This window comes from Lysobacter sp. Soil_N_23 (assembly GCF_057656135.1).
Window position 1 is genome coordinate 81,206 of record NZ_JBDGKY010000017.1, and the last position, 14,100, is coordinate 95,305.

8 protein-coding genes are annotated in these 14,100 nt (G+C 66.3%); 3 read left to right on the forward strand and 5 right to left on the reverse strand.

Annotation, left to right across the window (positions count from 1 at the left end; genetic code table 11):
* Nucleotides 1-61 precede the first annotated feature (61 nt).
* Together AC3A3X_RS13320 and AC3A3X_RS13325 are read right to left on the reverse strand one after the other, a co-directional pair.
* Entirely contained in the window at nucleotides 62-829 is a 768-nt protein-coding gene (locus tag AC3A3X_RS13320) for a TerC family protein (protein ID WP_487583508.1), read from the reverse strand.
* A 310-nt stretch (nucleotides 830-1,139) separates the two neighbouring features.
* A complete protein-coding gene (locus tag AC3A3X_RS13325) occupies nucleotides 1,140-1,466 on the reverse strand; it encodes a nuclear transport factor 2 family protein (protein ID WP_487583509.1) in 327 nt (108 codons plus the stop codon).
* A 75-nt stretch (nucleotides 1,467-1,541) separates the two neighbouring features.
* On the opposite strand from AC3A3X_RS13325, the gene AC3A3X_RS13330 reads away from it, so the two are divergent.
* Nucleotides 1,542-1,883 carry a winged helix-turn-helix transcriptional regulator gene (locus AC3A3X_RS13330; RefSeq protein ID WP_487583510.1) on the forward strand — a complete coding sequence of 114 codons (342 nt, stop codon included), beginning with the start codon at nucleotides 1,542-1,544 and terminating at the stop codon, nucleotides 1,881-1,883.
* Here AC3A3X_RS13330 and AC3A3X_RS13335 read toward each other — a convergent pair.
* Nucleotides 1,813-3,018 carry an acyltransferase family protein gene (locus tag AC3A3X_RS13335; protein WP_487583511.1) on the reverse strand — a complete coding sequence of 402 codons (1,206 nt, stop codon included), beginning with the start codon at nucleotides 3,016-3,018 and terminating at the stop codon, nucleotides 1,813-1,815. The two genes, AC3A3X_RS13330 and AC3A3X_RS13335, sit on opposite strands and share 71 nt — an antisense overlap.
* A gap of 155 nt (nucleotides 3,019-3,173) precedes the next feature.
* On the opposite strand from AC3A3X_RS13335, the gene AC3A3X_RS13340 reads away from it, so the two are divergent.
* Entirely contained in the window at nucleotides 3,174-4,037 is an 864-nt protein-coding gene (locus AC3A3X_RS13340; protein ID WP_487583512.1) for a LytTR family DNA-binding domain-containing protein, read from the forward strand.
* 115 nt (nucleotides 4,038-4,152) lie between these two features.
* Nucleotides 4,153-4,677, forward strand: a complete 525-nt coding sequence (locus AC3A3X_RS13345) for a BON domain-containing protein (protein ID WP_487583513.1) — start codon at nucleotides 4,153-4,155, stop codon at nucleotides 4,675-4,677.
* Nucleotides 4,678-4,725: 48 nt separating this feature from the next.
* On the opposite strand, the gene AC3A3X_RS13350 is transcribed toward AC3A3X_RS13345, so the two are convergent.
* Both AC3A3X_RS13350 and AC3A3X_RS13355 read right to left on the reverse strand, forming a co-directional pair.
* Complete coding sequence (locus AC3A3X_RS13350; protein WP_487583514.1) at nucleotides 4,726-12,993, reverse strand: autotransporter-associated beta strand repeat-containing protein; 8,268 nt, start codon at nucleotides 12,991-12,993, stop codon at nucleotides 4,726-4,728.
* Between the two features lie 226 nt (nucleotides 12,994-13,219).
* Complete coding sequence (locus AC3A3X_RS13355; RefSeq protein WP_487583515.1) at nucleotides 13,220-13,876, reverse strand: glutathione S-transferase family protein; 657 nt, start codon at nucleotides 13,874-13,876, stop codon at nucleotides 13,220-13,222.
* Nucleotides 13,877-14,100: the final 224 nt, after the last annotated feature.

Genomic DNA, 14,100 nt, shown 5'->3' on the forward strand with positions numbered 1-14,100 from the left:
TGGCACCATGTCGGTGCGTACGTTGAAAGCGGCCGGCTCGAAGGCCGGTCGCGTTGGGACATCACGCCGCCGGCACGTCGTCCGTGAACCGCTCGTGCAGCTTCACCGGCACGACCTTGGCCTGTTCGCGCTTGCGGACCCACAGGTTGATCATCTCGACGAACACCGAGAAGGCCATCGCGGCGTAGATGTAGCCCTTCGGGATGTGCTGGCCGAAACCATCGGCGATCAGCACCAGGCCGATCATGATCAGGAAGCTCAGCGCCAGGATCTTCACGGTCGGATGGCGCTCGACGAAATCGCCGATCGGACGGGCGAACATCAGCATGAAGACGATCGAGATCAGGATGGCGGTGACCATTACCCAGCGCTCGTCGACCATGCCTACGGCGGTGATGATCGAGTCCAGCGAGAACACGATGTCCAGCACCATGATCTGGGCAATGACGCTGGCGAAGGTGGCCGTTGCCGTGCCGACGCTGACGTGCTCGCTGGCACCTTCCAGCTTCTGGTGGATCTCGTGCGTGGCCTTGCCGATCAGGAACAGGCCGCCACCGATGAGGATGAGGTCGCGCCAGGAGAACTCGTTGCCCAGTACCGAGAACAGCGGTGCGGTCAGGCCGACGATCCAGGCGATGGCGAGCAGCAGGCCCAGTCGTGTCACCGCGGCCAGGGTGATGCCCAGTCGGCGGGCCTTGTTGCGCTGCTCCGGCGGCAGTTTGCCGGCCAGGATCGAGATGAAGATGATGTTGTCGATGCCGAGCACCAGTTCGAGCGCGGTCAGTGTGGCCAGTGCAATCCAGATCTCGGGGTTCAGTAGGGCGTCCATTGGGGTCTCGTAGGAAGGGCAGGGTGGCCGTGGGCCGGTCGGTGGCCGAACCTGCTTCCACACGCACGATGCCAGCCGCGGGCGGCGGGGCGAGGTGATGGGCAACGGAGGTTTGCGGCGGCGGAAAAGGCCACGACGCCTGTGCATTCGATGGACGCACCTTCGCCGTGGGACGGCGAAGGTCTTGCTCGCAGGTCGCCTCAGGCGACCTGCTGCTGCACCGGGGACGAATCCCGTAGTGACGGTGACAGCATGCGGGAGCTACTCCCCTTCGTGATCGCGATGGTAATGCATAAGCAGTGCCCTGTGGTCAATGGATCCTGAGCAATGCGATGCGGTCACCTTCCAGGGTGAACGTATAGGTGAGCTCGACCGGGCTGCCGGGAAAATCACCGGTCACCCGGGCGGTCAGCTCGACCGAGTCGCCCTCTCGCGATGCCTTCAGTGGCTCCATCCGGTAGCGATACTTCGCCTTGACCTCGTGCTTCCACGCCTGGATGGCGTCGATGCCCTGGATGGTGCGGCCCTCGTCGGCCACGGCCGCGTCGCGGGTGAAGCACTGGCCCAGCAACTCGTCGCTGTTGCTGGCATCGGCCTGGAGGTAGCGTTCCACAGGCGCTGGAAGGTCGATCTTCATGGCTCGCTGGGTTGATTGCGGTAGCCAGATGCTGCGGATACGCTTGCGAAACCGCAATAACGCACGAGAAAGTACGTGGGTAACCGCAGGGTAAGTGCGAAAGCGTACACGCCCGAGACAGCGGCCAGCGGCGTCGAGTCCGTGCTTCGCATGCTCGAGGGGCGCTGGAAGCTCGTCATCGTCTTTCAGCTTTTCGGCGGTCAGGTTCAACGCTTCTCCGACCTGGAGAAACTGATCCCGGGTGTGTCGCAGAAGATGCTCGCCCAGCAACTGCGTCAGCTGGAGGCAGACGGCCTCGTCGTTCGCACCGTATACGCACAGGTGCCAGCAAAGGTCGACTATCGCCTTACCGAGTGGGGGCAGGCGCTGTGTCCTGCGCTGGACGCCTTGCTGGCATGGGCGGAGAAGCGCGCTTGAGTCCGAACAGCGGCCGCAACACGCCCACCCTGCGCACCATTTCGTAGCCTGCAAAGCAGGCAGCGAACGTCAGCGCCACCAGCAACGGCCCTTCGACCAGCGGCGCGATCGAAAGCGGCTTGAGCCACCAGGCGGCAACCACGATCACGGTCTGGTGCAGGATGTAGATCGGGAACACGGCCGGAGTCAGATAGCGCAGCGCTGCGTTGTCGGCGTGCCGGAAACGGTACGCGAAGCCGAGGATGGCGGCGATGGTCGACCATTGGTTCAAGGACCATATCGCGCGCTGGAACAGGCGGAAGGCATCCGGCGCCGGATTCGCGTCGTCATGGCCGCTGGCGTAGAAGTACCAGATGACGAACGCATAGCTGGCAAGCGCCAGCATCAGCGACAACCAGCGCAGCCGTTGCAACGTTTCCCAGAATCCTTGCGACCGCGCCACCAGGAAGCCGAGCAGGAACACGCTGAAGTACTGGGCATGGTTGTACCAGTCGTCGACGAGCGCGTGGGTGGCTTCGAAACGGGCGACCAGCGTCACCCGCGCCAGCGCCAGCAGCAGCGCCGGCCAGACCAGCGCGCCCCAGCCCGACAGTGCGCCGCCCAGCCATTCGCCCAGTCGGCCCGACAGGGTCGGCATCAGCCGGACACCGAGCCACACGACGACGGTGTAGACCCACAGGTAGGCCACGAACCACAGATGGTTCCAGGTCGGGAGGATCAGGCAGCCGTCGGCGTCGCAGAAGGTGCTATCGGCCATCAGGTAGCGGCCCCAGAACGCCAGGTAGCCGTCGTGGTATCCGCCCGGATAGCCCGAATCGAGCAGCTCGTAGTAGGCCTGCGGCGGCACGATGACCAGCATGCCGAAGGCCAGCGGCACCAGCAGGCGCCAGGAGCGAGCGCCGAGGAAACCCGAGCGTGCCTTGCCCAGCAGGAAGGACGTGGCCGCGCCCGAAACCAGGAACAGCAGCGACAGCCGCCAGGGGCTGGTCAGCAGCATGAACGGCTCCAGCGCCGAGCTGGCGAATGCGCTCTTTACGTGCCAGTCCCAGCTCACGTAGTACATGCCCACGTGGTAGAGCACCAGCAGGCAGAAGGCGCTGACTCGGACCCAGTCGAGGTCGTGGCGGCGATCCATGGCGTACTCCGGCAGGTTGTGTCCGGGGCCATTTGACGATCGCCAACCCGCTGCTGGTCGCCGAGGGGATGATCCGCGGGTCTTCAGGGACGAACCGCGGACCCCGGGGGACGGCCACGGGACGGTCGACTCGGTGGCTCGCCTAGAATGCGCGAATGCCAGAATCCGCCTCCGACGCCGCCTACCGCCGCTTCCAGCCCTGGCGCCGCAGTTTCGAAGTCGGATTCTGGGTGGTGCTGATCGGCGTCAACTGCGCAGCCAACAGCGTCACCACGCTGATGGACATCCGCCGCGGCCAGTCCGACATCCTCGCCTGGGAGCCGGCAGTCTGGGAGTTCAGCAGTGGCGTGATGTGGCTGCTGGTGTTGCTGCCGGCCATCGCCTGGTTCACCCGACGATTCCCACTGCACTGGGACACCTGGCGGCGGCAGCTGCCCTGGTACCTGCTGGCCAGCGTGGCCGTCGCGCTGGTGCACGTGGCCGGGATGGTGACGCTGCGCGTGCTGATCTATCGCTGGCACGGGATGGAGTATGAGTTCGGTCCCTGGGCGAGGCAGTTCCTGTACGAGTACCTCAAGGACGTACGCAGTTTCGCGATCATGGCTCTGACCATGGAGGCGTACCGCTTCACGCTGCGCCGCTGGCAAGGCGAGGCCAGCCTGCTCGCGGCGCCGGACGAAGGCCCGCCGGTGGAGCCGATCGAACTGCCCGAACGCTTCCTGGTCCGCAAACTGGGTCGTGAGTTCCTGGTCGCGGCCAACGACATCGAATGGCTGCAGGCGGCCAGCAACTACGTCAACCTCCGCGTTCGTGGTCACGACTACCCACTGCGCAGCACGATCGCCGGCATCGAGGGGCAGCTGGATCCGCGCAGTTTCGCCCGGATCCATCGCAGCTATATCGTCAACCTCGGCCAGATCGTCTCGATCGAACCGCTCGACAGTGGCGATGCACGCGTGCACCTGAAGGACGGCAGTCATCTGCCGTGCAGTCGGCGCTATCGCGACGCCCTGAGGTAGCGATATCGTTCGACGGTTTTGCGCATTAAGCAAACCGTGGCCATTTCTTCGCGCTTTGTTTGCGGCAGGTTTGGCAGCATCACCATTCACGCGAAACCGAGTCTGGAGATGCCCCATGCATGAGCCATCCGTGCAGAACACGCTCTCGAAGAGCACGCTCTCGAAGAGCACGCTGAAGACGCTGTACGGCGTTGCCCTGGCCTTCGCCGCCGGAGCGCTTGCGATGTACCTGATGGATCCCAACACCGGTCGCCGACGCCGCGCGCAGATTCGCGACCGTGGGGCTTCGTTGGGCCACGACGCCGAACACTACGTGCGTGGCAAGGCCATACGCGCGGCCGATCGCCTCAAGGGCGTCGCCGCGCGCGGACGCGCCAGCCTGTCCACCGAGCCCCTCGACGACGACCGCCTGCACGATCGCATCCGCGCCAGGCTCGGGCGCGTAGTGGGGCATCCGCACGACGTCGAAGTGCATGTGCACGACGGATGGGTGCAGCTCAAGGGCGCCGTGGCCGAAGAGGAGTTCGAGGACCTGTTGCGCGAGGTCTCGTCGATGCGCGGCGTACGCAACCTGGAAAGTCTGCTGCGCACGACCTCGCCGCCGCCACGGCCGGCGGGGCCGCGCCTGGGCCCGCATTGAGCGCTGCTGCTGGAGGGTCTGGCCGGATCGGCGCCTGAATCGCTGGCCCTACCAGCTGTATTTGACGCCGACCTGGCCGTTGATCTGCTTGTAGCCGCTGCCGCCCCATTCGCCGCCCAGTTGCGACCACACGTTCCAGCCGTCGGCGAGGATGCCCTGCAGGCCGACATTGAACACGTAGCGGTTCTCCGGCACATCGTCGGCCACCGACACCGCATTGAACGACAGCGCACTGCTGTCGCCGTGCCACCAGCCAATCTCGACGAACGGCTGCAGGTCCGCGGTCAACTCGCGCGGCTGGTACAGGCGTGCGCCCAGGCGGCCCAGCGTCTGGCTGTCATCGAGCGTGCGTACTACAGTGCCGTTGTCCTCGACGATGCGACCGGCGCCATAGTCGCTGTAGACGACCTGCACCTGCGGTTCGACTACCAGGTGCGCCCCCAGGGGCAGCGCATAACCGTACTCGAGCGACACCGCCCAGGACTCGGAGTCGTACTTCACCTGTGGCAGGCCATCGCCGCGGACCCGGTTGTCGAACCAGCCGTACTGCGCCCATGCATCCAGGTACGAGCCAAGGCGCTTGGCGTCATTGGCGAACCAGGTGGCGTACACACCGGCCAGCGTGCCTTCGGTGTCGCCCTTGGCCCGCGCCGGGTTGAAGTCGGCACTGGCGCGTGCATCCGAACGGGCATAGCCCAGCAGGCCACCGAGGTGGAGGCGGTCGGTGTCGCCGAACACGCGCCATTGGGCGAGATCGGCGCCGGCCTGGATCAGCGTGCGACCGCCCTCGATGTCGATGGCATCGTCGGACGCACCGGTGTCGGTGTTGCCGGCGCGCGCGCGCAGCCAGACCGAGCCGAGGAATCCATCCTTGTCGCTCGCTGCTTCCGCGTACTGCGCTTCGCCCAGGCGCTCATGCAGCGTGTGCACCAACGAGGCCGCGGCGGCCTGGCGATTGCCCAGGTAGGCGCCGACCTCCGGTCGGAAGATTGGGGTCACCACGGTTGGGCCCGGTGGTGGCTCGACGACCGGGGCGACGTTGCGCAGGTACCAGTCGCCATCGGCCGTATCGTTGACGCCGCCCTGGAACAGCAGGTACTCGTGCGGGCCTGATACGACGCGCTGTGCCAGCACGAAGGCACCGGCGGCCGAGCGCGTCGGGTCGATCACATCGACGAGTTCGATTCCGTCGCCGGTCGTGAAAGCGCCGCCGCCGGCCAGCGCATGCACCACGATGCCCGTGGCGGCGCCGCCCAGTTCGACGCTGCCTGCGACCAGCCGGTCGCTCTGCGCGGCCGCGCCGCCCTCGTCGAGCACCGCTTCCAGTTCCAGCGTGCCACCGTTGGCGACGTAGCTGCCGGAGACATTGAGACGGTCAGCCGCGGCGCCGTTGACCATCGTGATCGTGCCGCTGTTGACGAGCGGGCCGGTGATGTTGAACTGGGCATCGGGCTCGGTCGCCAGCGCCGCCAGTGCGTTGCCGACGCCAAGGGTGCCGCGGTTGTCGACGCTGCCGACCACCGTGCCGTAGCCGCCGAGCGACGCGCCGGGGTCGACGCTGACCGCGCCCGCACCCGACAGCCGCGCCTGCAGGTGCTGGCTGTCGCCGACGACGAACGTGCCGGCGGCAACGTGGGTGCCACCGCTGTAGGCGGCGTCGGTATTGATGATCAAGGTGCCGGCGCCGGTCTTGGTCAGTGCGCCGGTGCCATCGACCGGGCCGGAAAGCTTGTTGCGCGTGGCCACGTCGAAGGTGCCGCCGTTGCCGTCGATGCGCATCGGACGGGCGCTGTCGAAGCGCGCCGACAGCTGCAGCGTACCGCCGTCGAACGTGACTGCCGAGGCGGCATCGCCAAGGTTGGCATCGGCGCCGACGCCGAGCACGCCGGCGTCGATGAACGTGCCGCCGCTGTAGCTGTTGGCGCCGGTCAGGGTCACCGTGCCCGCGCCGATCTGGTGGACGCTGCCGTTGCCGCTGACGGCACCGGCGAGCGTCAGGCTGCCGCTGCGGTTGATCACCAGGGCGCCGTTGTTGGCCACGGCTCCGGCGATGGCGCCGGTGGCGCCACCGGCGCCGATCTGCAGTATGCCGCCGGCGATGGTGGTGAGCCCGGCATAGGTGTTGTTGCCGGTCAGGGTCAGCGAGTTGCCACCCTGCTTGGTCAGCGTACCGCTGCCAATGATCGTGCCGGCGAAAGTGCGATCGGCGGCGTGATCGAACACCAGCGCGCCGTTGTCGACGATGTCGCCGACCACGCTGCCGCTGTCGCCGCCGGTGCCGAGCTGAAGCGTGCCTTGCGCTATCGTGGTGCCGCCGGTGTAGGTGTGGTCGCTGTCCAGCACCAGCGTGCCGCTGCCGGCCTGGGTCAGCGAACCGCTGCCGCTGACGCTGCCGTCCAGTTGGTACACGTCGCTGCGATCGACGGCGAGCACGCCGCCGTTGAGGACGTCGCCGAGCAGACTCCCGGCCGTGCCGCCGTCGCCCAACTGCAGCGTGCCGGCGGCAATGGTGGTGCCGCCGGTGTGCCCTGCGGCGCCGGTCAGCACCAGGGTGCCGCCGCCAGCCTTGTTCAGTGCACCGGTGCCGGTGATCGGGCCGGAAAGCAGGTTGCGATCGAGAACGTCGATCGTGCCGCCGTTGCCTTCCAGTACGACGCTGCGTGCGCTGTCGAAGGACGACGACAGCAACAGCGTGCCGCCGTTGAACGTCAGCGGTCCGGACGCCTCGCCCAGGGCGTTGTCGGCGCCGGTCGCAAGCACGCCGGCATCCAGGAAGGTGCCGCCGCTGTAACTGTTGACGCCGCTCAGCATGACCGTGCCGGGGCCGCGCTGGCGGACACGACCGTTGCCGCTGATCGCATTGCCGAACACCACATCGTCGCTGCGGTTGAACGCGAGTTCGCCGGCATTGTTGACCGCGCCTGCGACGGTTCCGCCTGCGCCGCCATTGCCCAGCTGGAGGATGCCTTCGGCGATGATCGTGTCGCCGGAATAGCTGTTGGCCGCGGTCAGCGTCAGCGTGTTGCTGCCTTGCTTGATGAGCGTGCCGCTTCCGCTGACGGTGCCGGTGAAGGTCCGGTTGCTGCCGTGATTGAATATCAGGGAACCGTTGTCGACGATATCGCCGAGCACACTGCCGTTGTCGCCACCGGCGCCGAGCTGCAGCGTGCCCGCGGCGATGATGGTGCCGCCGGTGTAGGTGTGGTCGGCATCCAGCACCAGCGTTCCACTGCCGGCCTGGGTCAGCGAGCCGCCGCCGCTGACCAGGCTGGCCAGCGTGAAGGCGTCGCTACGGTTCACCACCAGGGCCGACTCGTTGACGATGTCGCCGCGGACGCTACCGGCACTGCCACCATTGCCCAGCTGCAGTGTGCCGGCGGAAACGGTGGTGTCGCCCAGATAGTCGTTGTCGCCGGCCAGGATCAGGGTGCCGGTACCGAGTTTGGTCAACGTGCCCGCGCCGCCGATGGATTGGGCGAAGGTGGACGTGAATCCCTGGGTGTCGATCATGCCACCCAACTCGCCAAGTACCACCGGTCGCCCCGGATCGGGATCGAAGCTGGCGCCGAGCTGGAATATGCCGCCGCCCAATTCCAACGTGCCGCTGATCGCGCCGAGGTTGGCATCGCTGCCGGCCTGCAACACGCCGTTGCCGATGAACGTTCCGCCGTGGCTGTTGCTGCTGCCCAGTACCAGCGTGCCGGTACCGACCTTGCTCAACACACCCGGCCCGTCGATCGCGCCGGAGAGCGACAACGTGCTGCTGCCTTCGACGGCAAAGCTGCCGCCGTCGGCACCGAGGGTGACCGCGCGGGCGCTGGTGAAACTGGCGGTGGTGATCAGCGTGGCGGAGTTGAGGGACAGCGCACCGTTGGCGGCGCCGAGATTGCCATCGGAGGCAATCTGGACCGCGCCGCTGTCGATAGCGGTGCCACCGGTGTAGGTGCTGGCACCACCGAGCACCAGCAGGCCCGAGCCCTTCTTGATCAGTCGTGCCGGACCGCTGGCACCGTCGGCAAGGGGCGCGTTGACCGTTGCGGTCACGAGCGTGTCGACATTGACGATCGTTTCCGGCTCCCCCGCCAGGGTGAAGCCGCCGCCTTCGATGCTGTAGCCGGTGCTGCGGAACTGCATGCCCTGCAGCGCGATGTCCTCGCCGAGCGTCACCACGCCGGGCGTTGCCTGGAACACGGCGAAGCCGCTCTGCCATGGCGCGTTGACCGCGCCATCCACGCCGGTCCAGGTGGTGGGCGCATTCGTCCAGGTGCCCGTGCCGCCATCGACGGCGGCGTTGGGCACGGTGTTGGCGCCATCCCACAGCTGCAATGCGAAACCGCCCGACTGTGCCAGCAGGTTCACCTGGCCCGCCACCGACACATCGACTGCGAAATCGGTCGGGACGAAGCGCGCCGGCAACGATGCGCCAATCTCCAGCCCCTGGTCGTCCAGCATGCCGCCGTAGTCGATCAACCGGTACAGGCCCGGCGACATGCCGCCCATGTTGAACAGGTTGAGCGTGCCGTCGAGGGTAAGGTCACCGGCAACGTCGACCAGGTCGTTCTGACTGCCGCCGACGGTGCCGGGCAGCCCCAGTTCGTAGTCGAGCTGAGCGCCGGCATCGAGGAACAGTGAACCGCCGATGTGGAGCGTGCCGGGACTCGTGCCCGGCGACAGGCGGCCGCCGCTGCCGACCGAGACGGTGGTGCCGCTGCCACCGGCCGTGCCGTTGCCGCCGAGCGTGGCGCCGCTGCCGACCTGCACGTCGCCGTCGATCGAACCGTCGACGTTGAGGCGGCCGGACGTCACCGTCGTCAAGCCGGTGTAGGCGTTGTCGCCGGACAGGGTCAGCGTGCCGGTGCCCTGCTTGTCCAGCGTGCCCGCGCCGCCGATCGTGCCAGCGTGGTTGTGGGTATTGCTGCCGTGGTCGAACACCAGCGCGGTGTTGTTGACGATGCTGCCGGCGATGCTGCCGGTCGCGCCACCGCCGCCGATGCGCAGTCCGCCGGCGCTGATGATGGTGTCGCCGGTATAGGTCTGGTCGGAGGTCAGGGTCACCGTTCCGCTGCCGAGCTTGTTCACGCTGCCGCTGCCGCTGATCTGGCGATCGAACGTGAAGTCGTCGCTGCGGTTGACCGCCAGGATGCCTTCATTGCCGATGCTGCCCAGGATGCTGCCGGTGGGGCCGCCATCGCCGATCTGCAAGGTGCCCGCAGTGATCAAGGTGGGGCCGGTGTAGAGGTTGTCGCGGCTGAGCACCAGCGTGCCGGCGCCGGTCTTGGTCAGCCCACCGGTGCCGCTGATCGGCGTGCGCAGTTCCACGGTGAGGCCATTGCTGTCGAAGGTGCCGCCGCCTGCGAGCAGCTGCACCGCCCGGTCGAGGAAGAACGACTGTTGCCAGCGCAGCGTGCCGCCGTCGAACAGCAGCGAGTTGCCCGGCTGGCCGAAGTTGCTGCTCTGTGTGGCGCCCACGATGCCCTGTTCCAGCCGGGTCGAGCCGGTGAACGTGCTGTCGCCGCCCAGCAACAGCTCGCCGCTGCCGCGCTTGATCAGCGTGCCGGTGCCGCTGATCACACCATCCAGCATCAGCGAGCCGCTGCGATTGGCGATCAATGTGCCGTTGTTGACGATGTCGCCGACAATGCTGCCGGTGGCGCCGCCGTTACCGAGGTGGAGCACGCGACCGCTGTTGATCGTGGTTCCGTTTTCGTAGGTACTGGTGCCGGTGAGTGTCAGTTCGCCGCTGCCGGCCTGGGTGAACGAACCGGTACCGCTGATGTTGCCGGCGAAGGTGACCGCGCCGCTGCGATTGAGTACCAGCGCGCCATTGTCGACGATATTGCCAAGCACGCTGCCGGTGGCCGTATTGTTGCCAAGTTGCAGGGTGCCGCCACTGATCGTCGTGCCATTGGTGAAGGTGTGGTCGGCGGTGAGGATGAGCGTGCCGGTGCCGGCCTTGACCAGGGCGCCGGCCTGCCCCGGAAAATTCGCGACATTCAGGATGTTGTCGGCCGGCGCGTCGCTGATCACGCCGCCGTACGTATGGGCGTCGCTGCGGTTGAAGGCGAGGGTGGCGCCGTCCTGGACGTTGGTGCCATTGATGTCGCCGCCGTCGCCGACCTCGAACGTTCCGCCGTGGATGATCAGCGGAGACGGAGATGGAGACCCGGCCTTGGCCGACGTCAAGGTAAGCTTGCCATCACCATGTTTGCGCAAGTACCCGCGACCGGTGACGGGTCCGGTCAGCACGTCATCGGTGCCGAAGGTATCGATGATCAAGCCCGGCGCGAACGTGTTTGAAATGGCATTTGGCAAGGTCATCGAACCGGCCAGCCGGAGGATGCCGCGGTTGCCGGAAATGACTGAACTGCCGCTGATCCGCTCGGGGGCAGTGAGCACCAGGGTGCCACCTGTGCTGGCGCCTGTGGAGCCGGTATAGGTGTTGTCGCCGGCCAGTGTCAGTACACCGCTCTGGACGGACAGCGAGCCCAGCCCACCGATGATGGCGTCCCATGTCTGTTCGTCGGAACGCGCGTAGGTCAGCGAACTGGTGACGCTGGTGAACTCCACGTTGCTGGCAAGCGTGCCGGCCGTACCGCCGTTGCCGATCTGCAAAATGCCGTTCTCGACCACGGTTCCGGCATTTTGGCGGAGCGTGCCCGTCATGATCACTCGCGAACCACTGGTATTGTTCACATTCACGACAAGGCGGCCGCTTCCGCTTACATCGGCATCGAGAAAAAACGCGGCCGGTATGTCGGGGTTGCTGATGCGCAGATCCGCGTGGGTGGCGATGGTCCCTGAAAGCGGGAACGCTGTTCCGTTGCCACCGGCGAACACGTCGAGGACGCCGGAATTCACGGCAGCATCGATCGTGGTGCTGGCGGAGATTCCCCATCGCTGTGTATGCGTTCCGTTCTTGATCAGCTGGCCGGCGCCGGAGAATGAGCCGATGAAGGTCGGCGTGGCGCCTGCAGCAAGCCCTGCGCCGGTCAAAGTCAGGTTGCCTCCACCCAATGCGACCAGGCCCGCGGCGGCGAGCGGGGCATCCAGACGCGCCAGGCTGAGGTTGAATCCGTTCAGATCCAACGTTCCAGCCGGGCCCGCGAACGACAGGGCGTTGTCGGCAGGAATCGCGCTGCCGGATCCTGCCTTCAGGATGCCGCCGCGGATGATCGTCGCGCCCGTGTACGTATTGGCACCGGACAGCGTCATGGTGCCGCTGCCGTTCTTCTCGACCGCGCCTGCCCCACTTATCGCACCGGCGAATGCCGAGGTGCCGGCCGGATTGAATGCCAGGGTGCCGGCATTCGCAACCGAGCCGGTGAGCGTGCCGCTGGCGATGCCATTTCCGATCGTGAGGCTGCTGCCGGGGTCGATGGTCGTGCCCGACGACAAGGCGACATTGCCGGTGAGTGTCCAGTCAGCCAATGGGTTTACGGTCAACGTGGCAAAGCCGTTGAAGTTGGCATCTTCCTGGTTGGGAGTGGCCGTGGAACTCCTGCCCTGCAGGATCAGGCGGTTCCCGCTGCCACTGGTGACCGTTGCATTGCCTCTGAGGTCGGAGCCGGTATCCAGTCGCAGCAGGTTGTCGTTGCCAGCGATCGACACCGCAGTGCCAGCGGTTCCTTCGACGATGTTGCGATTGACCAGCAAGCTGCCGCTGGTCTGGATGAAGGCGCCCGTTCCAGCGGAGATCGTGCCAGTGTTGGTGAAAGTCCCTGAGGCTCCGGCACGCAACCACAACGCGTAATTGCCGGCGGCGGTGCCGCCGGTGATCTCTCCGGCGTTGGAACCGGCGACACTGCCGCCGTTGAAGATCACCCCATAAGTGGCGCGGACAGAACCGCTTTCGCCCTGGAACGTGCCGCCACTCCGCAAGTAGACGCCCGTGATACTTGATTGGATGGTGCCTTTGTTGGTCACCATGGCCGGTTGTTCGGCGTAGACGGTGTCAGACACGGACGACAGACTGCCGAAGTTCGAGAGGCTGGCGCCGTTGAACAGCGCCACTGCGGCGCCGGCGCCGTCAAATCCGGTGCCTTTGCCGGTCACGGTGCCGAAGTTGTCGAAGTGCGAGCGGGGGATCCCGCTGGTGCTGGAAGACAGCTGCACGCCCCGCACGGCGCCGATAATCGTGCCGCGATTGGTCAACGTCCAGACGGCGGAGTTGTTTCCGGTGATGGCGACACCGGGCGTGTCGATCAACGTCCCCGTTTCTACCGTGAAGTTCGGTCCCGCCGTCAGCACCACCGGCGTGGTTCCGGAAGGAATGACCGTCTGCGCGTTGGCCGCGGTCGCCAGGGCCATCGCGATCATCACGCACAGCGTACGCCGGCGCGGACAGCGGGCGCCGGAACGGGACTTCGCGCAAGTGCGCCGAACCGGCTCCATCGAGTCCTCCGATGTACGGCAGGCAGGGTTGGCCGAGTTCAGGCCGCGTCATAGGTTGCATACGCTGGCATGCAGGTGGCGTGATCACCCCGTCACGATGTACTCAAGGCGGCCCGACGTTAACCTTCCTCCCGAGGCGCACCATGCGCAGTCAGGTTCGTGACGGTGGTTCACCCGTGAAAACCGCGGCTTGAGCCGCATAAGCCCGCCTGTAGGCGGGCCGCGCTTCGCCACGGGCGACATAAGCGGAGAGGTTCGGGTACTGGTCCACGATGCCCGATCGTTTCAGCCGCAGCAGCACCGACACCATCATCAGGTCGCCTGCGCTGAAGGCGTCATCGAGCCAGTCGGCCTCGCCAAGGCGAACGGAAAGTGGCCTCAGCCGATCTCGGACACGCTCCTCGACCAGAGGCAGCCGTTCGCTGTTCCACGGCTTGTCGCCTTCCAGCAGCCTGGCGTTGGCCAGTTCGAGGATCGGCGGCTCGACGGTGTTGACCGCAGCGAACATCCACGTGATGGCGCGCGCCCGGGCGTTGCCATCGTCCGGCAGCAAGCCCTTATGCCGCTGCGCAATGTGGAGCACGATCGACCCGGTCTCGAACAGGACAAGGTCGCCTTCCTCGTAGGTCGGAATCTGGCCGAAAGGATGAAGCGCCAGATGCGCCGGCTCCTTCATCGCCTGGAACGAAACAGGACGAACCTCATAAGGTTGGCCCACTTCTTCAAACGCCCAGCGCACGCGCGTATCACGCGCCAGACCCTTGCCGCCGTCGGGCGACCGTTCAAAGGCGGTAATGGTGGCGGTCATCGAGTCGCTCCGGTGTGTGCATGACGGGCAGGCGGCCGGTTGCCCTGCCTTCACGGTACAGACGAACGACCGGACCGGGGTTCGACAAGTACACCAGATGTCGTCCCGAGCACAGCGAGAGACCTGTTGCCACGCGGCGAAAGCAGATCCCTTGTAAGTTGTTTCACTCCGCGCCAGACCGTTATCCCTCGGATTCCCAGATCGTCAGTGAGCTTGGGTCGGCG

Bases quoted from the DNA above. Each gene is read 5' to 3' on its own strand.
- AC3A3X_RS13320 (WP_487583508.1), bottom strand. From the start codon at position 829: ATGGACGCCCTACTGAACCCCGAGATCTGGATTGCACTGGCCACACTG.
- AC3A3X_RS13325 (WP_487583509.1), bottom strand. From the start codon at position 1,466: ATGAAGATCGACCTTCCAGCGCCTGTGGAACGCTACCTCCAGGCCGAT.
- AC3A3X_RS13335 (WP_487583511.1), bottom strand. From the start codon at position 3,018: ATGGATCGCCGCCACGACCTCGACTGGGTCCGAGTCAGCGCCTTCTGC.
- AC3A3X_RS13340 (WP_487583512.1), top strand. From the start codon at position 3,174: ATGCCAGAATCCGCCTCCGACGCCGCCTACCGCCGCTTCCAGCCCTGG.
- AC3A3X_RS13345 (WP_487583513.1), top strand. From the start codon at position 4,153: ATGCATGAGCCATCCGTGCAGAACACGCTCTCGAAGAGCACGCTCTCG.
- AC3A3X_RS13350 (WP_487583514.1), bottom strand. From the start codon at position 12,993: ATGATCGCGATGGCCCTGGCGACCGCGGCCAACGCGCAGACGGTCATT.
- AC3A3X_RS13355 (WP_487583515.1), bottom strand. From the start codon at position 13,876: ATGACCGCCACCATTACCGCCTTTGAACGGTCGCCCGACGGCGGCAAG.